Raw genomic sequence first — 20,525 nt, forward strand, 5'->3', positions numbered from 1 at the left:
GACAGAAACGTGATTGTGGATGAGTCCATCACTCCGAAGAGTGACGATTCGGTGTCGGACCACCCGTTACGGGGAAGCGCAGTTCATTCCTCTCGATCTTCGCGGCGAGCGCATCCAGCACATCCACCCCGAGAACCTCACAGAACTGCAGCAGATACGCGAGTACGTCGGCGACCTCATCGGCCACGCGGTGGGCGGATTCCGGCTTCTCCATCACCTTCGCCGACTGTTCCGGTGTCAGCCACTGGAAGATCTCGACCAGTTCGGCCGCCTCCACGCTCAGCGCCACCGCCAGGTTCTTGGGCGTGTGGTACGGCTCCCAGCCACGGGCCGCCGCGAACTGCGCGAGCCTGCGCTGCAGCAGGTCGAGCCTTTCCTCGGGCCGCGGTTCGGGCCGCTGCTCGGGCCGCGGTTCGGGCCGCGGTTCGGGCTGCCGGGGCTCCTGCGTCTCGTTCATGCCGACAGGTCTACCACCGACACGCCGTCGAGGCGGCGGGCGGCCGCCGCGGTCCCCTCCCCCACCTCTGCCACCAGCCGGACGTGGCCGCGGCCGCAGGAGAGCAGCGCCAGCCGCAGCAACTCTCCGCCCTGCCCGCCGTCGAGGCCACGGTCGAGCCCGTCGGCCAGCACGGTCAGCGCCTGCTGCGCGGAGAGCAGTTCGGCGGCCGGGTCCATGTCCAGCACCCCCGGCCCGGTGAGCAGGACCAGCGCCAGTGCCAGGAAGCGGAGTTCGCCCGCGCCGAGCCGGGCCAGTTCCGTGGCGGGGCGGCCCGGTCCGCGGTCCAGGACCGCGGTGACGGCGTCGCCGCCCCCGGGGACCCGTACGTCCAGGGCGGCGACGGGCCCCGCGCAGCCGGTACGGGCGGCCTCGGTCAGCAGCGCGTGGCGGGTCCCGCATTCGTGGCGGGTCCGGCGCAGTACGTCGGCCAGGTTGGCGCAGTCGCCCAGCAGCCGGCCCTCGCCCTGCGGGACGGGCGCGCGCATCCGGTCCGGGCGAGGGTCGCAGGCGAACACCGAACGCAGGGCCACGATCACCTGCTCGGCGGCGGTCAGCACCTTCCGCTGGCCGGCGGTGGACCCCGCCACCCGCAGCGGAAGGAGCGCGGTGCCGAGGCGGTCGTCGGGCAGCGGGGCCCGGGTGACGCCGACGGCACCGCCGGTCAGCCAGGCCGCCTGCACCGAGCGCCTGCCGGGGTCGCGCAGGGCGGTGGCGAACAGGATCTCCCCGTCCTGCGACAGCCGTTCGCCGACGATCCTCAGGGCGGGTTCGGCCTGGACGGCGAGGTCGAGCCGGACCGGTCCGGCGGGGCCGTCGACCGTGCAGCCGAGGCGGAACCCGCGCCGCCGCTGCGCGTCGGGGAGGGCCCCGTCCGGGATGCGCGCGGCGGGGTCGGGGAAGACCTCGTCGAGGGTGGCGCCCGCGCCGAGCGCGGCCAGTGCCCCGTAGGCGTCCAGGACCTGGGACTTGCCGCTGCCGCTCGGGCCGGCGAACAGGGTGACGGGCCCGATGGGGAAGGCCGCGCCGCGGTGCCGCCCGAAGGCGGAGAGCCGCAGTTCGGTGACCACGGGTCGCGCGTGGCGCTGCGCGGGCCCTGCGGGCCGGGCGGCAGCGCGACGGTCGGCCTGCGCCGGGACGACCTCCCGAACGTCGCCCGCGGAACCGGTCGGCTGCTCCGGGCCCGGGGCCGCGGCCGCGGCCGGCGACGAAGCCCGGCCGGGTCCCGCGAACGGCGTCGCCGCCGAACCGGTCCGCCCGGCGGGGCCGGCGGCCGATCCGCCGGACGGCGCGGCCATGTCCGGGGCAGGAGCCGGAGGTTCGGACATGGCCGGGACCGGGGCCGGAGGCACGGCCGGGGACGAAGGTACGGCCAGGGCCGGAGCCGGTGCGCTCTGCTCGGCGGGAGAACCGGCCGCCGCCGCGGGCGGCGACGAAGCCGGGCCGGGGCCCGGGGCGGCAGATCGCGCTGGAGCGGTGCGCACGGCCGGGACGGTGGCCGCGGTGGCGGCCCGTCCGCCGGACGGCGCGGACACGGCCGGGGACGAAGGTGCAGCCAGGGCCAGATCCGGGTCCGGGCGCACGGGCCGGGTCAGGGACTCGGGCATGCCCGGCTCGGGGGCCGGACGTTCGGGCACGGCCTGAGCCGAAGGCGCAGGCATGGCCATGGCCGGGGGCGCAGCCAAGGCTGCGGAAACGGCCGATACCGGCGGCACGACCAGGGAGGGTGCTGGGCATCCGGCCCCAGCCGGAACCGGGGGCACGGCCACGGTAGGGGCCGTGTGTGCGGGCCCAGCCGCATCCGCGGGCACGGCTGCGGCCGCGGGCGTGGACTCGGTCGGGGGTGGCGGTGGGGTGGGGGGATCGGCGGGCGGTGCCGGCTCGGGGGGATGGGTGCGGGCGTCGCTTAACGCGACGTCGGTGGCGTCCATGCGCCGGACGGTACGGGCCGCCGGGCCCCCCGCGGCCCCGGCGAACCGTTCCTTCGTACGGACCTTCCTACGATCGGGGGACGGCCGCGGCCGCGATCCCCTCGACCTCGGTCCCCACGGGCGCGAGCAGGAAGACGTTCCGGTCCACCCGGTGCATCCCGCTGCCCAGCCCGAAGACAACCCCGCTGCTGAAGTCGAGGATCCGCTTGGCCACTTCGCTGTCCGCGCCGGTGAGGTCGAGCAGGACCGGGATCTGCGCGATCAGGTACTCGGCCACCTCCCGGGCGTCCGCGAAGATCTGGACTCTGATCACCACGAAGCGCCGCTGCTCCGCCGCAGCCGCCCCCGGCGACTTGGGAATCGTGCGGTGGTCCACCCGGGAGGGCCATTCGTTGCGACTGCGCAGGGGTACCACCTGCGCGAGCCCCTCCCACTGTTCGTCGGTGACGTCGTACCTGCTCACCGGGCCGCCTCGGCCGCGCGCTTCATGTGCATCCCCCCATCCTCTCGTGTTTCACCCGTTCAGCCCAACAACGACACGAACCGTGCCGGGTACTCTCTGGGACCAAGATGAGTTAGGTTAGGCATACCTAACCCACACGGACGATGGAGAGATCCGCATGCGCCTGTTCGGTGACCCCGCAACCTCGGCCGCCGCCCTGCCCACCGCCGCCGAGCGGATCCGGTCGATCCTGGCCGCCGCCCACTCCATGACGGTGATCACCGACGGAATGCGCTCCGAAGTCCGCCACCTCGACGGCGGCGACCCCATGGGCCGGCTGCACCTGCACCCCGCCGAGCCGGGCGGCCACGCCGAGCACCGGCCCGCGATCCGGCTGGAGTTCACCGATGTCGCGCCCACCCCCGTACGGGACCGGGTGCGCGCCCGCGTCACCGTGCTGGGACGGCTGCTCACCCCCTACTCGGACCTGTCCGCCGAGTCCGGCGCGGAGTCCACGTGCATGGAGTTCGAGCGGGCCGAGCTGGAGACCGCCGAGGGCATCGCGTACGTCGGCCTGGAGGAACTGGACGAGGCCGGCCCCGACCCGCTCGCCGCCTACGAGGCGGGCATGCTGACGCACCTCCTCGACGACCACCACGACCTGGTGACGCTGCTGCTGCGGCTGGTCCAGCCGCAGCCCACGGCCGCGGTCGTGCGCGCCCTGCCGCTGGCCATGGACCGCTACGGGATCACCCTTCGGCTGGAGGAGCGGCGCGGCCACCGCGACGTGCGGCTGCCCTTCCCCTCGCCCCTCGACGACGTCGAGCAGTCGGGCGCGCAGATCCAGGCGCTGTTCAGCGCGGCGCGCCGGCGCTCGCACCGCAACACGCTGCCGGCCTGAGCGGTCCGGAATAGCCCGGGCGGGGGCCGCGTTGGGGCGATCATGAAGGCCATCACATACAGCGCATACGGAACTCCCGCCTCCTTAACGGTCGTTGACGTCCCGCAACCCAAGGTGGGGCCCGGCGAGGTGCTCGTCCGCGTCAAGGCCGCCGGGGTCAACCCGGTCGACTGGAAGCTCGCCGCCGGCTACCTCGACCCCCTCCTCGAAGTCCGCCACCCGGTCATACCCGGCTGGGACGTGGCCGGTGTCGTCGAGGCGGTCGGCCCCGACACCTTCGACTTCGCCGTGGGCGACGAGGTCTACGGCTACGTCCGCAAGGAGTGGGTCGAGCTCGGCACCTACGCCGAACTGGTCGCCGCCCCCGTCCGCACCCTCGCCCGCAAGCCGCGCACGCTGTCCTTCGAGCAGGCAGCGGGCCTCCCGCTGGCCGGCCTCACCGCCCACCAGTCGCTGACCCGCGTCGGCGTCCGGGCCGGTGAGACCGTCCTGATCCACTCCGCGGCCGGCGGTACGGGATCCTTCGGCGTACAGATCGCGGTCGCCCTCGGCCTGCGGGTCATCGGCACGGCCGGCGCGCACAACCACGACTACCTGCGCTCGCTCGGGGCGGAGCCCGTGCTGTACGGGGAGGGGCTGGCGGAGCGGGTTCGCGAGCTCGCGCCCGAAGGCGTCGACGCGGGCCTGGACTTCTACGGGGACGGCGTCGTCGAGACCCTCCAGTCGCTGGTCCGCCGGCGCGACCGGGTGGTGTCCATCGCCGACCACGAGGCCGCCGCGAAGGGCGCCCACCAGCTGTGGGTGCGTCCGGACAGCGCCGACCTGACCTTCCTCGCGGAGCTGGCGGACGCGGGGAAGCTCGCGGTGAACGTGGAGCACGCGCTGCCGCTCGCCGAGGCGGCCAAGGCCTGGGAGCTGAGCGCCGCGGGCCGCACCCGCGGCAAGATCGTCCTGACGGTCTGACCCCGCCGCGCGTGCCGGTCCCGGCCGCTGTCGTGTCGGTCCCGGTATGCGCGCGTGCCGCCGGAGCAGCGGCCTCCGACGGCACTCGGGCGGCCGACTCCGGACGGCACTCGGGCAGCGGACTCCGACGGCACGCGGGCGGCGGACTGCGGCGGCACGCGCGCGGTCAGGACGTGATCGGCGGCGCCGTCGGGCCCAGCGGCGGGCCGACCGCCCGCAGCGCCCCGGGCGTGCGCCCCTCGCCCCAGCCGATGTCGCGCCGGTAGCTGCCGAGCAGCCCCCTGCGGACCAGTTCGGCCTCGTCGCGCACCGCAGGCTCGTCGGGCAGCGGTCTGGTCAGCGGCGCCACGAACAGCGCGTCCACCGGGCAGTTGGCCTCGCACAGGAAGCAGGTCTGGCAGTCCTCCTGCCGCGCGAGCAGCGGGATCCCCTCCGGTCCCCGTTCGAACACATCGGTCGGGCACACCTCCACGCACTTGTCGCAGGCGATGCACCGCTGTGCCGAGACCAGTTCGATCACGCCGTCACCCCGGCCCTCGGGGCCGGCCGGGTCCACACCCGGTCCAGGCCGCCCACCAGGATCCGGTGGTGCAGCCGGGGGTCCTGGTCGGGGTGGTCGAGCCGCCGGGCCATCCCGCGGCTCTCCGGGCGGGCCAGCGCGGCCGCGTACATCCACCGCGCGTGCGCCGTCATCGCCGCCGCCTGCCGGGCCCTGACGAGGTCCGTGCCCTCGCCGTGGAGCCCGGAGCGCAGTTCGGCCCAGCCGGCGTCGAGCGCCCGCAGCGACGCGGCCAGCCGGTCGCCGCGGCGCAGGTAGTTCTTGTCGTACGGGAGGACCTCCCGCTGTACGAGTTCCACGGCCGCCCGGTGGCCGCCGGGCGCGGCGGGCCGCCCCGTCGGGCGCAGGCCCGCTCCGCCGGCCCCGGTGACCGGCCGGGAGGCGGCCCGGCCCGGGCCGAGGGAGCGGGAGTGGGCGGCCGCGCCGGCTCCGGCCCAGCTGCCCGAGGAGATGGCCCAGGCGGCGTTGTGGCTGCCGCCTCCGGTGAAGCCCCCGCAGATCTCCTCGCGGGTGGCCGCGTCCCCGCCGGCGTACAGGCCGGGGACCCCGGTGGCGCAGTCGTCCCCGGTGATCCGGATGCCGCCGGTGCCGCGGACGGTGCCCTCGGCCAGCAGGGTCACGGAGAAGCGGTCGGTGAAGGGGTCGATGCCGAGCCGGTCGAAGGTGAGGAAGAAGTTGGGCTGCGCCAGGCGCATCGCGGACCGGGCGGCCTCGCCGGCGCGGTCCAGGCGGGCGTGGACCTTGACGCCGTCGAGGAGCGTGCGGGCGATGACCGAGCGGCCGCCCTGGCTGCCCGCCCCCTCCAGCACGCTGCCGTCCTCCCGGTAGAAGGTGGCGAAGGAGTAGAACGCGGTCTTGGTCACCGAGGTGCCCTCGGGGGCGATCCCGTAGGCGTTGGAGAACTCCATGCCGGAGAGCTCCGCGCCGGCCTCGGCGGCGAAGAGCGCGCCGTCCCCGGTGTTGGTGTTGGTGCCGAGCGCGCCGCTGAGGAAGGCGCAGCCGCCGGTGGCGAGGACGACGGCACCGGCCCGGACGCGGTAGTCCTCGCGGGCCTGGCGGCGGTGGCCGGCCGCGCCCGCGACGGCCCCGTCCGCGTCGGTGAGCAGTTCGGTGACCGGGCTGTGATCGAGGATGCGGACCCCGGCGCGGCGGATCCGGATGCGCATCCGCCGCATGTACTCGGGACCCTGGAGGCCTCCCAGGAGCGGTGTCCCGTCGGGGCCGGCCGGGAACGGGTACCGGCCGGCCCCGACGGCCAGCTCGTTCATGCGCGCGTAGGTCTCGTCGAGGACGCGGCCCATCCAGCGCCGGTCGGCGAGGTGGCCGCCGAGGCCCTCACGGCTGGCCATGGCCGCTTCGCGGGCGGCCGGGTCGGGCGGGACGTACCAGACGCCGGTGCCGCCGGCGGCCGTCGCACCGCTCGTACCGCAGTAGCCCTTGTCGGCCAGGACGACGCGGGCTCCGGCCCGGGCCGCCGCGAGGGCGGCCCAGGCGGCGGCCGGTCCGCCGCCGACGACCAGGACGTCGGTGGCGAGGTCCGTCATGAGACGGCTCCCGCGTACCGGTTGGCCGGGCGGGGCAGGCCGTAGTTCTCCCGCAGGGTGCGGCCGGTGTACTCGGTGCGGAAGAGTCCGCGCCGCTGGAGGATGGGCACGACCTGGTCGACGAAGTCGGTGAGGCCGGTGGGCAGTACGGGCGCCATGATGTTGAAGCCGTCGGCGGCGCCCTGCGTGAACCACTGCTCCAGCTGGTCGGCGATCTGCTCGGGGGTTCCGGCGAAGACGCGGTGGCCGCGGCCGGCGCCGAGGCGGGCGATCAGCTGCCGCAGGTCGAGGCCGTCGCGGCGGGCGAGTTCGGCGACGAGCGTGAAGCGGGACTTGTTGCCGTTGATGTCCCGCTCCTCGGGCAGGTCGGGCAGCGGGCCGTCCAGCGGCAGGCCGGTGAGGTCGACGCCGAGCATGCCGGAGAGCTGGGCGAGGCCGTACTCCGGCACCTGCAGGTCGGTGAGCTCCTGCTCCAGGGCCTTCGCCTCGGCCTCGGTGGAGCCGATGACGGGGGCGATGCCGGGCAGTACGAGCAGGTCACCCTCGGCGCGGCCGTACCGGGCCAGGCGGGACTTGAGGTCCTTGTAGAAGGTCTGGCCGTCGGCGAGGGTCTGCTGGGCGGTGAAGACGGCCTCGGCGTACTGGGCGGCGAACTCCTTCCCGGATTCGGAGGAGCCCGCCTGCACGAGCAGCGGGTGGCCCTGCGGGGAGCGCGGGACGTTGAGCGGGCCGGCGACACCGAAGTACTCGCCGCGGTGGGCGGCCGGGTGCAGCTTGTCGGTGTCGGCGTAGATGCCGGCTTCCTTGTCGAGGACGATCGCGTCGTCCTCCCAGCTGTCCCAGAGCTTGGTGGCGACGTCGAGGAACTCGCGGGCCCGGTCGTAGCGGAGGCTGTGCTCCAGGTGCTCGTCCCGGTTGAAGTTGCGCGCCTCGTCGAGGGTGCCGGAGGTGACGATGTTCCAGCCGGCCCGGCCGCCGCTGATGTGGTCGAGGGAGGCGAACTTCCGGGCCAGGTTGAAGGGTTCGTTGAAGGTGGTGGAGACGGTGGCGATGAGGCCGATGTGTTCGGTGACGGCGGCGATGGCGGAGAGCAGGGTGAGCGGCTCGAACCCGCCGAGGGCGTTGTAGCGGGCCTTGCCCCACAGGGCGAGACCGTCGGCGAAGAAGATGGAGTCGAGCCGGCCGCGCTCGGCGGTGCGGGCCAGCTCCTGGAAGTACGTCAGGTCGGTGACGCGTTCGGGGGCGCTGGCGGGGTGGCGCCAGGCGGCGTCGTGGTGCCCGGCGTTCATGAGGAAGGCGTTGAGGTGGAGGGTCCGGGGAGCGGTCATGACGGGTCCTCGTGGTTCCGGTTCGTGGCGTGGCGGGGCGTGGTGGGATGTGGCGGGGCGTGGCGTGACGTGGTGTGCGGCGGGGTGGGAAGGGGTGTGCCGGCCGGCCGGGGCGGGCGGGTCCGCACGGGCCGGCCGGGGCGGGCGTCAGGAGGGGACGCGCCAGGTGCTCAGGCGGCGTTCGATGGTCACCAGGAGCTGGTTGAAGGCGACGCCGATGGCGGAGATGGTGACGATGCCCGCGTACATCTGCGGGATCGCGAAGTTGAACTGCGAGGCGTTGATCAGGTAGCCCAGGCCCGCCTTCGCGCCGATCATCTCGGCGGCCACGAGGACGAGGATGGACACGGCGCCGGCGAGCCGGATGCCGGTGAAGACGGCCGGCACGGACGCCGGGAGGATCACCTTCTGGAAGAGCCTCGGGGTGGACAGGTCCATGGAGCGGGCCAGCCGGACGAGGGTGGGGTCGGCGTTGCCTACGGCGCTGATGGTGTTCAGCAGGATCGGCCAGACGCAGGCGTAGACGACGATGGACACCTTCGAGGTCTCGCCGATGCCGAGCAGGAGCACGAAGACCGGCAGCAGGGCCAGCGCGGCGGTGTTGCGGAACACCTCCAGCAGCGGGCCGAGCAGGGCGGCGACCGGCCGGTACCAGCCGATGAGCAGCCCCAGCGGGACGGCCACGACGACGGCGATGGCGAAGCCGCCGAAGGAGCGGACCAGGCTGGCCCAGGTGTGCTGGCCGAGCTGGCCGTTGCCCAGGAGCTCCCACCAGGCGGCGGCCACCTCGCTGACCGGCGGCAGGAAGGTGGGGTCGGCCAGGCCGAGCCGGGGCGCGGCCTCCCACACGGCGAGCAGGGCGAGGATCGCCGCCGACCGCAGGGCGACGGCCCGCAGGCGGCGGCCCAGCGCCCTGAGGGGCCGGCGGGCGGGGCGTGCCGGGTGCCCGGCGTCGGGCTCCGGACGCGGCGGGGGCGCGGCCTGCCGTACCTCCTCGGCGGGGGCCGGGGCGGCGGGCAGCAGGGCGGGGGCTGCGGTGTCGGTTCCGGTGCTCATACGGAGGCCTCCTCCTTCTCCAGTTGCTGGGCGCGGGCCACCTCGTCGTGGAGGAGGGTCCAGATCTCGTGGCGGTAGCGGGCGAACTCCGGGCTGGAGCGCAGGTCCTCGCCCTGTGGGCCGGTGCCGGTGCCGATCGCGGTGCCGGTTGCGGTGCCGGTTGCGGTGCCGGTTGCGGTGCCGGTTCCGGTACCTGTTCCCGGGCGTTCGCCGAAGGAGACGGGGACGATCTCCTTGATCCGACCCGGCCGGGAGGTCATGACGGCCACCTTCTGGCCGAGGTACACCGCCTCCTCGATGCCGTGCGTGATGAAGACGACGGTCTTGCCGGTGCGCTGCCAGATGCGGCGCAGCTCGTCCTGGAGGGACTCGCGGGTCTGGGCGTCGAGGGCGGCGAACGGCTCGTCCATCAGCAGCACGTCGGGGTCGTACGCCAGCGAGCGGGCGATGGCGACGCGCTGGCGCATGCCGCCGGAGAGCTGGTGCGGGTGGCGGTCCTCGAAGCCGGTCAGGCCGACGAGGTCGAGGAACTCCTTCGCCCGTGCCCTGCGTTCGCGGCGCGGGACGCCGGTGGCCTCCAGGCCGAACTCGACGTTGCCGAGCGCCGTGCGCCAGGGCAGCAGCGCGTACTGCTGGAAGACGATCCCCCGGTCGAGTCCCGGCCCGGTGACCGGCTTGCCGTCGAGCAGGATCCGGCCGGACGTCGGGGTGGACAGTCCGCCGAGGAGGTCCAGGAGGGTGGACTTGCCGCAGCCGCTGGGGCCGACGACCACGAGGAACTCGCCGCTGCGGATCTCCAGGTCGATGCCGTCGAGGGCCGTGAAGTCCCCGAAGGTCTTGCGGACGCCCTCGAACACGATCTTCGCCATGGCCGTCGTCACCCCTTCCCGTTGGCGTTGAACTCGTTGGTGTAGAGGTCGGCCGCCTTCAGCTGGCCCTCCTTGATGTCGCCGCGCTCGGCGAGCCAGTCCAGCCAGACCTGGAACTCCTTGTCGGAGATCCGGCCGCCGGTCTCCGCGACGCCGTAGGAGCGCCAGTACTTGAGGGTGGCGGTGTCCTCGTTGCGGCCGCGCTTGGTGACGATCTCCGTCATCCGGGCGATGACCTGGTCGTGCGGGGTGGTGCGGGACCACTCGATGGCCTTGCCGACGCCGGTGACGAAGGTCCGGACGGTGTCGGGGTTCTCCTTGATGAAGCGCTTCGTCATCACGTAGCTGCCCGCGCTGAACGGGCCGAGCAGCTCGAAGTCGGTGAAGATCGGGCGGAGCCCGCCGGCGGCGAGGGCCTTGTCGCGCAGCACCCCGCCGAGGACGCCCACCTCGATCTGCTTCTGCCGCAGCACCTGTTCGGTGTTGACCGGCGGGACGACCAGGGATTCGACCTTGGCCGAGTCCGCCTTCGACACCCCGCCCCGCTTGAGGTAGATCTCCAGCATGGCCTGGGAGTGGGCGCCCAGGGTGTTCATGCCGACCTTCTTGCCGATGAGGTCGCGGGCGGTCCGGATGGGGCTGTCCTCCAGGACGTAGTAGCCGCTGTAGGAGTGCTGGTCGGAGCCGTAGTAGGAGATCACGGAGGTGATCGGGGCCTTGCTGGCGGCCAGTTTGACCACGGCGCCGTTGAAGGCGCCGCCGAAGTGGATCTGGCCGGTGGCGGCGGACTGGATGTCCTGCGGGCCGCTGATGGTGTTGCCGATCCACTCCAGCTTGACGTCGCCGAGGTAGCCGAGGTCGGCGGCGAGTTCGGGGAGCGTGACGGCTCCCACGCTGCCCTGGTACTTGAGGGTGGTGACCTGGCCGGCGGAACCGGAGCCGGATCCGCCGCCGGCGGTGGCCGTGCCGCAGCTCACCGCGGCCGCCGAGATGCCGAGCAGGGTCAGGAACTGGCGCCGGGAGGTGGTGGTCGAGGTGAGTGCTGCGGGCATGACGGATCCTTGTCGGTGCGGTTCTTGAGGGGCGGGGACGGGCTTACGGGGCGGCGGTGGCGGTGAGGGCGTCGGCGGCGGTCAGCGCGGTGGCCGCGGACGGGACCGGGGTGCGCAGGGCGTCCGCGAACTCGTCGACGGCCTGGAGGAGGTCGAGCTCCGCCTCGGGCCGCAGCCGGTCGGGGCCGGAGCCGCGCTCGACGGTGGAGTCCAGGACGAACCGGCCCGCGGTGACGTGCCGGGCGCCGAGGGCGGAGAGCACGGGGCGCAGTGCGTAGTCGATGGTCAGGACGTGGGCGAGGCTGCCGCCGGTGGCGAGCGGCAGGATCGTTTTGCCGGCGAGGCCGTCCTGCGGGAGCAGGTCGAGGAAGGCCTTGAGCAGGCCCGTGTACGAGGCCTTGTAGACCGGGGTCGCGATGATCAGGCCGTCGGCCTCGGCGACGGCGTCCAGGGCGCGGCGGATCTCGGGCTCGCCGCGGCGGGCGGCGAGCAGGTCCGCGGCGGGCAGCGCGCGCACGGCGAGGCGGGCGGACTCGAAGCCGGAGTGGGAACGGGTCAGGTGGCGCAGGGCGAGGTCGGCGACGACGTCGGTGCGGGAGTGGGCGGAGGGGCTGCCGGTGAGGGCGAGCAGCTTGGGCACGGTGGCTCCTTGGGCGGCGTACGTTCTCTGCGGGATCGGGCCGGGGCGCGGGCGGGACCGGGCTTCTGCCGGATCAGGCGGCGGGGGCGTCGGAGGTGGAGGCGCCCGAGGCGATGCCGAAGGCCGGGTCCGGGACGTTCTCCGGGCTGAGCAGGCGCGAGGGGGCTCCGTCGGGGCCGACCGGGACGTCGCCGTCGACGGTGACGCGGCGCAGGGTGCGCTCGTGGTCGTCGGAGTCGTCCACGCCGTAGTGCTGGGTGGCGCGGTTGTCCCAGATCGCGACGTCGCCGGGCTGCCACTGCCAGCGGACGGTGTTCTCGGGGCTCTCGACGTGGGCCTGGAACAGGTCGAGCAGCGCGCGGGAGTCACGGCCGGTGAGGCCCTGGATCCGCTGGACGAAGTTGCCGAGGAGCAGGGTGCGTTCGCCGGTCTCGGGGTGGACGCGGACCACCGGGTGCTCGGTGAGGAACTTGGTGGAGGTGAACACCTCGCGGTACTGGGCCAGGGCCTCGGGGAGGGCGTCGGGCCGCAGGGCGGCGTAGTCGTACTCGTTGGAGTGGACCGCGCGCAGGCCGTCGGCGAGGGCGCGGAGCGGCTCGGGGAGGTGGGTGTAGGCGGTGGCCGTGTTGGCCCAGAGGGTGTCGCCGCCGTACGGGGGGATGGTCACGGCGCGGAGGATGGAGAAGGCGGGGTAGGCAGGGACGAAGGTGACGTCGGTGTGCCACTGGTTGGCGCGGGCGCCGTGGTGGGAGTCGATGCCGAGGGCGTAACGGCCGTCCGCGGAGGGGACGGTGGGGTGCGCGACCGGGGCGCCGAGCAGCTCGGCGAAGGCTTCGTGGGAGGCCTCGTCGAGGTGGTCCTGACCGCGGAAGAAGACGACCTTGTGGGCGAGCAGGGCGGCGCGGATGCCGGCGACGTCCGCCTCGGGCAGGTCGCCGCCGAGGCGGACGCCGCCGATCTCGGCGCCGATACGGCCGCCGATCTTGGTGACGGTGAGGGTGGTGTCGACGTGGACGTCGGCGCGGGTGGCAGTGGCCATGGTGACTCCCGGATACGGCTGCGGGGGTTATTTCCGCAGCGGAAGAAATGGAGCTACGAAGGATCGGACGAGCGGTTGCGCTGCGCTGAGCTGTGCGGTTGCGCTGCGCTGAGCTGTGCGGATACGGGTGCGGGTGCGCTGCGCTGTGCCGTGCGGATACGGGTGCGGTGTGGTGCGGATACGGGTGCGGTGTGGTGCGGGTGCGCTGCGCGGTGCAGTGCGGGTGCGGGTGCGGATACGGGTTCGGTGCGGTGCAAGGTGCGGCTTCGGGGCCGGGTGCACCGCGGCGCGGGGGCCGGACCGGGGTCGCGGAGGGCCCCCGGTCCGGCGGACCGGTGGTCTGCGGGCCGTCGCCCCGGGGCCGGTCCGTCGGCCGGCCGCCGGGACCCGCAGACCACCGGGCTGGTGGCCCGGCCGGCCCGCGGTGCGCAGACGGCTGCTGTCCCCGTCCGCCCGTGGACGGTCGGACCGGCGAGCCGACGACCGACCGGCCGGCTCGACCGGCCTGTGGGCCGACGAGCCCGGACCACCCGCCATGGGTCGACGGTGGGCCTCAGGCCTGCGGACCGCCGGACCGCCCGGACGACGACGCGGGCCACCGGGCCGTAGGACCTGATGACCGCCCGGCTACCGGTCCGCCGGACTGGTGGCCTGCGGGCCGCCGGACCGCCCGGACGACGACGCGGGCCGCCGGGCCCTAGAGCCTGCTGACCGCCCGGCTACCGGCCCGCCGGACCGCCCGGACGACGACGCGGGCCCACCGGGCCGTAGGGCCTGCGGGCCGCCCGGCTACCGGTCCGCCGGACTGATGGCCTGCGGGCCGGGCGGGCCCGGTCGGCTCGTGCGGAGCGCGAGCCACCGGGACGGCCGTCCGCCGGTATTCGCGGGCCGCCGGTGGCGGGGTCCGCGCCGCGGGCGGGGCCGGGGCGGTGGGGTCAGGGGCGACAGGGGGCCTGACAGCGGCCCGGACACCGGCCCGGCGCGGTGCAGGGGCCGGGGGTGCGGAGCCGCGGGGCGAGGTGTTCGTTCGCGGACATGTCCCGGAGCGTGTCAGCGCCCCAGACCCGGGTCAACCCCCGTCCTCGGCCACCGGACGCACCCCCGACCGGCCCCCCGGCCCACCCCGTACACCCCCTACGACCTGCCCTTTCCCCCTCGCCCAGGCCTGTTCCCCGCCCCACCCCGGCGGCCGAAAAGCGTGGCCGGATTTCACGGTGCCGCAATGCGGCCGCCACGCGTTCGCCGGGATCCGCCCCCGGGCCGGACCACGTGCCGGACCCCGGGCGGGCCCGAGCCCCTCTCCCCCGCCGGGCACCCCGCGGGAAACCGGCATCATCGGGGGACGCACCCCACCCCCGAGGAGACCGCGTGACGCGTATGGCCGGTGACAGCCGGACGGCCGCCAATGCCGCCACCGTGCTGCGGACGGTGCTGGACCACGGCCCGGTCGCGCGCAGCGCGATCGCCCCGCTCTGCGGGCTGAGCCCCGCCGCGGTGTCCCGGCAGGCCACCGGGCTGCTGCGGGGCGGGCTGCTGCGCGAGCTGCCCGGGCCCGGCGGCGGGGTGGGGCGGCCGCGGATCCCCCTGGACCTGCACACCGGGGCCGTCGGCGGACCGGTCGCCGCCGGGCTGCACATCGGTGTGCCCGCCTCCACCTTCAGCCTCGTCGACCTGCGGGGCCGGCTGCTGGCCCGGCGGGCCTTCCCCCACGAGGGCCGGGACCCGGCCGGACTGTCCGGCGAGATCACCGCCGAACTGGGCCGCTTCCTGGCCGCGTTCGACTCCGGGCGGCCGCTGCTCGGGGTCGGCGCGGCCCTGGGCGGCTGGGTCCGGCCCGACGAGGGGGTCGTCGTACGCCACCCCGTGCTGCGGTGGCGGCGCAAGCCGCTCGCCGCCGAGCTGTCCGCCGCCCTCGGGCTGCCCGTGTGGATCGACAACCACGCCCGGGCCGTCGCGCGGGCAGAGATCCTCTTCGGCCGGCCCGAGGCCCGCCGGAGCCTGGTGCACCTGTTCATCGGCAACGTCGTCGACGCCGCCTTCGGGATCGAGGGCACCGTGCACCAGGGCCCCGGCTCCGCCGCAGGCGACGTGGCGCACCTGCCGGTGCCCGGGGCGACCGTGCCGTGCGCGTGCGGCCGTAGCGGCTGCCTGCAGGCGACGGCCTCCGACACGGCGCTCGGCGCCGAGGCGGTGCGCCGCGGCATCGTGCCCGACCCCTCCGTCCCGCTGCTGGTGGACGCGGCGGCAGCCGGGGACCCGCGCGCCGACCGGCTGCTGCGCGAGCGCGCCCGCGCCGTGGGCCGTGCGGCGTCGCTTCTGTTGGATGTCTTCAATCCGGCGGTCATGGTCGTGACCGAGCTGGCGAGCGTCCTGCACGACGGTTATCTGGAGGAGCTCCGGGCGGCAGCGCTGGAGCTCTCGCACGTCTGCGACGACCCCGAACGGATCGTCGTCCCGCACGCGGGTCCGGCCGTGCTCCCCGAGGCCGCCGCAACCGTGCTGCTCAGCCGGGTGTTCCAGGACCCCCTCGGTACCCTCCGAGAGGGGGAGATCACACCCGTCGGTATGGTGCCACCTGAGCGCGCTCCCCTACATTCGAGCCATGACGGTCCTGCCTGACGACGGGCTCTCCCTGGCCGCCGAGTTCCCTGACGCGACGCATGAGCAGTGGCAGCGCCTTGTAGAAGGCGTACTGCGCAAGTCGGGCAAGGAAGCATCCGGCGAGGCCGCAGAAGATGCGCTGTCCACCCGACTCGAGGACGGGCTCACCACCCGCCCGCTGTACACCGCGCCGTCCGACGGGACGGTGCCCGACACCGGTTTTCCCGGCTTCGCCCCCTTCGTCCGCGGAGGCAGGCCGGAAGGCACCACCGCGAACGGCTGGGACGTGCGCCAGCGCCATGCCGGAACCGACCCGCAGCGCCTGAACGAGGCGGCCCTCGCCGACCTGGAGAACGGGGTCACCTCCCTCTGGCTCACCGTGGGCAGCGGCGGCATCCCCGTCGACGCTCTCGCCCGGGCCCTGGACGGGGTCTACCTGGACCTCGCCCCGGTCGCCCTGGACGCCGGCGCCGACTACGCCGCGGCCGCCCGTGCCCTGCTGGACCTGTACGCCGAGCGCTCGGTGGCACCGGAGGCTGTGCGGGCCTCCCTGGGCGCCGACCCGCTGGGCCATGAGGCACGCACCGGCGAGGCGCTGGACCAGGACGCCGCCGTCGAGCTGGCCCGGGAGGCCGCCGCCGGCCTGCCGGGGGTGCGTGCCCTGACCGTGGACGCCCTGCCCTACCACGAGGCCGGCGGCAGCGCGGCCGAGGAGCTGGGGCTCTCGCTGGCCACCGGAGTCGCCTACCTGCGCGCCCTCTCCGCAGGTGGGCTGGGCGTCGAAGACGCGCTCGGCCAGCTGGAGTTCCGCTACGCCGCGACCGCGGACCAGTTCCTCACCATCGCCAAGTTCCGTGCCGCGCGCCGGCTGTGGGCCCGGATCGCCGAGGCCTCGGGGGCCCCGGAGGCGGGCGCCCAGCTCCAGCACGCCGTCACCTCGCCGGTCATGATGACCCGCCGCGACCCGTGGGTGAACATGCTGCGGACCACCGTGGCCTGCATGGCCGCGGGCGTCGGCGGCGCCGACTCGGTCACCGTGCTCCCCTTCGACAACGAGCTGGGCCTGCCGGACGCGTTCGCGCGCCGCATCGCCCGCAACACCTCCACCATCCTGCTGGAGGAGTCGCACCTGGCCCGGGTGATCGACCCGGCCGGCGGTTCCTACTACGTCGAGCGCCTCACCGACGAACTCGCCCACGCGGCCTGGGAGTTCTTCCGGACGGTGGAGAAGGCCGGCGGCATGGCCGCGGCCCTGCGCTCCGGGCTGGTGGCCGAACGCCTCGCCGCCACCTGGGCGGAGCGTTCCAAGAAGCTGGCCAAGCGCCGCGAACCGATCACCGGCGTCAGCGAGTTCCCGCTGCTCTCGGAGAAGCCGGTCGTCCGCGAACCGGCGCCCGCGGCGCCCACCGGCGGGCTCCCCCGCGTACGGCGCGACGAGGCGTACGAGGCCCTGCGCGCCCGCAGCGACGCGCACCTGGCGGCGACCGGCGCCCGCCCGCGGATCTTCCTCGCCGCGCTGGGCCCGGCGGCCGCGCACACCGCGCGCGCCACCTTCGCCTCGAACCTGTTCCAGGCGGGCGGCGTCGAGTCCGTGCACGACCCGGTGTCGGTGGACCCGGAGACGGCGGGCGCGGCCTACGCCGCGAGCGGGGCGGACGGCATGGCCGTGCTCTGCTCCAGCGACGCCCTGTACGAGGAGCAGGCCGAGGCGGTGGCCGGGGCGCTGCGCGCCGCGGGCGCCACGACGGTCTTCCTCGCCGGGCGGCCGGGCACCGCAGAGGCTTCCGTGGACGAGTACGTCTTCGCCGGCTGTGACGCCGTCGCCGTGCTGTCCTCCGTACTCGACCGGATGGGAGTGCCCGCATGAGCATCCCCGATTTCTCCGAGCTGGCGCTCGGCCCCTCCGCCGCCGCACCGGTCTCCGAGGAGCAGTGGCGGTCCTCGGTGAAGGAGTCCACCGGCACCGCGGCCGCGGACCTGCTGTGGGAGACGCCCGAGGGCATCGGTGTCAAGCCGCTCTACACCGGGCGGGACGTGGAGGGCCTGGACTTCCTGCGGACGTACCCGGGCGTGGCCCCGTACCTGCGCGGCCCGTACCCGACGATGTACGTCAACCAGCCCTGGACGATCCGGCAGTACGCCGGCTTCTCCACGGCCGAGGAGTCGAACGCCTTCTACCGGCGCAACCTGGCGTCCGGTCAGAAGGGCCTGTCGGTGGCCTTCGACCTGCCCACGCACCGCGGCTACGACAGCGACCACCCGCGCGTGACCGGTGACGTCGGCATGGCGGGCGTGGCGATCGACTCCATCTACGACATGCGCCAGCTGTTCGACGGGATCCCGCTGGACAAGATGTCGGTGTCGATGACGATGAACGGCGCGGTGCTGCCCGTCCTCGCGCTCTACATCGTGGCGGCGGAGGAGCAGGGCGTCACCCCCGACAAGCTCGCCGGGACCATCCAGAACGACATCCTCAAGGAGTTCATGGTCCGCAACACCTACATCTACCCGCCCAAGCCCTCGATGCGGATCATCTCCGACATCTTCGCGTTCACCTCGCAGAAGATGCCGCGGTACAACTCGATCTCCATCTCCGGCTACCACATCCAGGAGGCCGGCGCCACGGCCGACCTGGAGCTGGCGTACACCCTCGCGGACGGCGTGGAGTACCTGCGGGCCGGGCAGGCGGTGGGGCTGGACGTGGACGCGTTCGCGCCGCGCCTGTCGTTCTTCTGGGCCATCGGCATGAACTTCTTCATGGAGGTCGCGAAGCTGCGCGCGGCGCGCCTGCTGTGGGCGAAGCTCGTGAAGCAGTTCGACCCGAAGAACGCCAAGTCGCTGTCGCTGCGCACGCATTCGCAGACCTCGGGCTGGTCGCTGACCGCGCAGGACGTCTTCAACAACGTCACGCGCACCTGCATCGAGGCGATGGCCGCGACCCAGGGCCACACGCAGTCGCTGCACACCAACGCCCTCGACGAGGCGCTCGCGCTGCCGACGGACTTCTCGGCGCGCATCGCCCGCAACACCCAGCTGCTGCTGCAGCAGGAGTCGGGGACCTGCCGGTCGATCGACCCGTGGGGCGGCAGCGCGTACGTGGAGAAGCTGACGTACGACCTGGCGCGGCGGGCCTGGCAGCACATCGAGGAGGTCGAGGCGGCCGGCGGCATGGCGCAGGCCATCGACGCGGGCATCCCGAAGCTGCGCGTGGAGGAGGCCGCGGCCCGGACGCAGGCCCGGATCGACTCGGGCCGCCAGCCGGTGATCGGCGTGAACAAGTACCGCGTGGAGAACGACGAGGCGATCGACGTCCTCAAGGTCGACAACTCCTCCGTGCGCGCCCAGCAGATCGCCAAGCTGCGGCGGCTGCGCGAGGAGCGCGACGAAGCGGTCACCCAGGACACCCTGCGGGCGCTGACGAACGCCGCCGAGCGCGGCGACGGCAACCTCCTCGCGCTGGCGGTGGACGCGGCGCGCGCGAAGGCGACCGTGGGTGAGATCTCGGACGCACTGGAGAAGGTGTACGGGCGGCACGCGAGCCAGATCCGTACGATCGCGGGCGTGTACCGAAACGAAGCGGGCGAGTCCCCGTCGGTGGAGCGCACCCGTGCGCTGGTGGACCGGTTCGAGGAGGCGGAGGGACGGCGTCCGCGCATCCTGGTCGCGAAGATGGGCCAGGACGGGCACGACCGCGGCCAGAAGGTGATCGCGACGGCCTTCGCCGACCTGGGCTTCGACGTGGACGTCGGCCCGCTGTTCCAGACCCCGGCGGAGGTGGCCCGCCAGGCCGTCGAGGCGGACGTCCACGTGGTGGGCGTGTCGTCGCTGGCGGCCGGCCACCTGACCCTCGTCCCGGCGCTGCGCGAGCAGCTCGCGGAGGAGGGCCGCGAGGACATCATGATCGTCGTGGGCGGGGTGATCCCGCCGGCCGATGTCCCGACGCTGCTGGAGATGGGCGCCACCGCGGTGTTCCCGCCCGGAACGGTCATCCCGGACGCGGCCCACGACCTGGTGACGCGGCTGGCCGCGGACCTGGGCCACGAGCTGTAGGCGGGCGCCGGTGCCGAAGATCGACATCGAGGCGTACGCGAAGGGGGTGCTCGACGGGAAGCGCGCGTTCGTCGCGCGTGCGATCACCCTCGTCGAGTCCACCCTGCCCGCGCACCGGGCGCTCGCGCAGAGCCTGTTGACGGAGCTGCTGCCGCACTCGGGCCGGGCCCGCCGGATCGGGATCAGCGGTGTGCCGGGGGTGGGCAAGTCCACCTTCATCGACGCCTTCGGCACGATGCTGACGGGGCTCGGCCACCGGGTCGCGGTGCTCGCCGTGGACCCGTCGTCGACGCGCACGGGCGGCTCCATCCTGGGTGACAAGACCAGGATGGAGCGGCTCGCGGTCGACCCGGCGGCCTTCGTGCGGCCGTCGCCGTCGGCGGGCACGCTGGGCGGGGTCGCCAAGGCCACCCGCGAGTCGATGATCGTGATGGAGGCGGCGGGCTACGACGTGGTGCTCGTCGAGACGGTCGGCGTGGGCCAGTCGGAGACCACGGTGGCGGGGATGGTGGACTCCTTCCTGCTGCTGTCCCTGGCCCGTACGGGCGACCAGCTGCAGGGGATCAAGAAGGGCGTCCTGGAGCTGGCCGACGTGCTGGCGGTGAACAAGGCGGACGGCCCGCACGAGCGCGACGCGAAGGCCGCCGCCCGGGAACTGTCGGGCGCGCTGCGGCTGATGCACCCGGTGGACGCGGCCTGGACCCCGCCGGTGCTGACGTGCAGCGCCCGGGAGTCGACGGGCCTGGACGAGGTGTGGAACCGCCTGGAGCAGCACCGGACCCTGCTGGAGGCGGGCGGCCGGCTGGCGGCGAAGCGGGCGGCGCAGCAGGTGGAGTGGACCTGGTCGATGGTCCGCGACGAGCTGCTGGAGCGGCTCCGTGCGAACCCGGCCGTACGGGAACTCGCGCCGGAGCTGGAGGCCGAGGTCCGGGCGGGCTCGCTCACCCCGACCTCGGCGGCGGACCGCATCCTGTCGGCGTTCGGCGGCGCGGGGACCTGACGGCGGACGCCCGGCCGGCACCCCTGCGGGGGCGCCGGCCGGTCACCCCGGTCA

The 20,525-nt window shown here is 74.3% G+C and carries 17 protein-coding genes; 6 read left to right on the forward strand and 11 right to left on the reverse strand.

Going from position 1 to position 20,525, the window contains the following annotated elements; genetic code table 11:
* Window positions 1–28: 28 nt before the first annotated feature.
* The 3 genes from AB0O53_RS17830 to AB0O53_RS17840 form a co-directional block, all read right to left on the reverse strand.
* Window positions 29–457, reverse strand: a complete 429-nt coding sequence (locus AB0O53_RS17830; protein ID WP_365196563.1) for a nucleotide pyrophosphohydrolase — start codon at window positions 455–457, stop codon at window positions 29–31.
* Window positions 454–1,824 (reverse strand): AAA family ATPase, encoded by a 1,371-nt coding sequence (locus AB0O53_RS17835; RefSeq protein ID WP_350994082.1) that lies wholly within the window; start codon window positions 1,822–1,824, stop codon window positions 454–456. Before AB0O53_RS17835 ends, AB0O53_RS17830 begins: the two co-directional genes overlap by 4 nt.
* 670 nt (window positions 1,825–2,494) lie before the next feature.
* Window positions 2,495–2,890, reverse strand: coding sequence for a cell division protein SepF (locus AB0O53_RS17840; protein WP_030031705.1), 396 nt, complete (start codon window positions 2,888–2,890; stop codon window positions 2,495–2,497).
* A 157-nt stretch (window positions 2,891–3,047) separates the two neighbouring features.
* Between AB0O53_RS17840 and AB0O53_RS17845 the strand changes: the two genes are divergently transcribed.
* Window positions 3,048–3,770, forward strand: coding sequence for a DUF2470 domain-containing protein (locus AB0O53_RS17845; protein WP_350994085.1), 723 nt, complete (start codon window positions 3,048–3,050; stop codon window positions 3,768–3,770).
* A gap of 42 nt (window positions 3,771–3,812) precedes the next feature.
* Window positions 3,813–4,733: an NADP-dependent oxidoreductase gene (locus tag AB0O53_RS17850; protein WP_350994087.1), complete on the forward strand. Its 921-nt coding sequence runs from the start codon at window positions 3,813–3,815 to the stop codon at window positions 4,731–4,733.
* 166 nt (window positions 4,734–4,899) lie between these two features.
* Here AB0O53_RS17850 and AB0O53_RS17855 read toward each other — a convergent pair whose 3' ends face one another.
* The 8 genes from AB0O53_RS17855 to AB0O53_RS17890 all read right to left on the reverse strand — a co-directional run bounded on the left by AB0O53_RS17855 (window position 4,900) and on the right by AB0O53_RS17890 (window position 12,820).
* A complete protein-coding gene (locus AB0O53_RS17855; RefSeq protein WP_350994089.1) occupies window positions 4,900–5,253 on the reverse strand; it encodes a 4Fe-4S dicluster domain-containing protein in 354 nt (117 codons plus the stop codon).
* Window positions 5,250–6,836: an FAD-dependent oxidoreductase gene (locus AB0O53_RS17860; RefSeq protein ID WP_350994091.1), complete on the reverse strand. Its 1,587-nt coding sequence runs from the start codon at window positions 6,834–6,836 to the stop codon at window positions 5,250–5,252. Before AB0O53_RS17860 ends, AB0O53_RS17855 begins: the two co-directional genes overlap by 4 nt.
* Window positions 6,833–8,164, reverse strand: coding sequence for an LLM class flavin-dependent oxidoreductase (locus AB0O53_RS17865; RefSeq protein WP_365196569.1), 1,332 nt, complete (start codon window positions 8,162–8,164; stop codon window positions 6,833–6,835). Before AB0O53_RS17865 ends, AB0O53_RS17860 begins: the two co-directional genes overlap by 4 nt.
* 147 nt (window positions 8,165–8,311) lie before the next feature.
* On the reverse strand, window positions 8,312–9,220 hold the full coding sequence (locus AB0O53_RS17870) for an ABC transporter permease (protein ID WP_350994095.1): 909 nt from the start codon (window positions 9,218–9,220) through the stop codon (window positions 8,312–8,314).
* Window positions 9,217–10,089 (reverse strand): ABC transporter ATP-binding protein, encoded by an 873-nt coding sequence (locus tag AB0O53_RS17875; RefSeq protein ID WP_365196571.1) that lies wholly within the window; start codon window positions 10,087–10,089, stop codon window positions 9,217–9,219. Before AB0O53_RS17875 ends, AB0O53_RS17870 begins: the two co-directional genes overlap by 4 nt.
* Before the next feature lie 8 nt (window positions 10,090–10,097).
* Window positions 10,098–11,141 carry an ABC transporter substrate-binding protein gene (locus AB0O53_RS17880; RefSeq protein WP_350994099.1) on the reverse strand — a complete coding sequence of 348 codons (1,044 nt, stop codon included), beginning with the start codon at window positions 11,139–11,141 and terminating at the stop codon, window positions 10,098–10,100.
* Window positions 11,142–11,184: 43 nt separating this feature from the next.
* Entirely contained in the window at window positions 11,185–11,781 is a 597-nt protein-coding gene (gene ssuE / locus AB0O53_RS17885; RefSeq protein WP_365196574.1) for an NADPH-dependent FMN reductase, read from the reverse strand.
* 73 nt (window positions 11,782–11,854) lie between these two features.
* Entirely contained in the window at window positions 11,855–12,820 is a 966-nt protein-coding gene (locus AB0O53_RS17890; RefSeq protein WP_350994103.1) for a TauD/TfdA dioxygenase family protein, read from the reverse strand.
* Window positions 12,821–14,197: 1,377 nt separating this feature from the next.
* Between AB0O53_RS17890 and AB0O53_RS17895 the strand changes: the two genes are divergently transcribed.
* Genes AB0O53_RS17895 through meaB form a run of 4 tightly spaced genes read left to right on the forward strand, consistent with a single transcriptional unit; the run spans window position 14,198 to window position 20,471 of the window.
* Entirely contained in the window at window positions 14,198–15,439 is a 1,242-nt protein-coding gene (locus tag AB0O53_RS17895) for an ROK family protein (protein ID WP_365196609.1), read from the forward strand.
* Window positions 15,423–17,288: a methylmalonyl-CoA mutase small subunit gene (gene mutA / locus AB0O53_RS17900; protein WP_365196577.1), complete on the forward strand. Its 1,866-nt coding sequence runs from the start codon at window positions 15,423–15,425 to the stop codon at window positions 17,286–17,288. The genes AB0O53_RS17895 and mutA overlap by 17 nt, the downstream gene beginning before the upstream one ends.
* Window positions 17,285–19,471 carry a methylmalonyl-CoA mutase gene (gene scpA / locus AB0O53_RS17905; RefSeq protein WP_365196579.1) on the forward strand — a complete coding sequence of 729 codons (2,187 nt, stop codon included), beginning with the start codon at window positions 17,285–17,287 and terminating at the stop codon, window positions 19,469–19,471. Before mutA ends, scpA begins: the two co-directional genes overlap by 4 nt.
* 10 nt (window positions 19,472–19,481) lie before the next feature.
* On the forward strand, window positions 19,482–20,471 hold the full coding sequence (gene meaB, locus AB0O53_RS17910) for a methylmalonyl Co-A mutase-associated GTPase MeaB (RefSeq protein WP_350994109.1): 990 nt from the start codon (window positions 19,482–19,484) through the stop codon (window positions 20,469–20,471).
* The last annotated feature ends 54 nt before the right edge of the window (window positions 20,472–20,525 follow it).

Source organism: Streptomyces erythrochromogenes, assembly GCF_040684695.1.
GTDB classification, from domain to species: domain Bacteria; phylum Actinomycetota; class Actinomycetes; order Streptomycetales; family Streptomycetaceae; genus Streptomyces; species Streptomyces erythrochromogenes_C.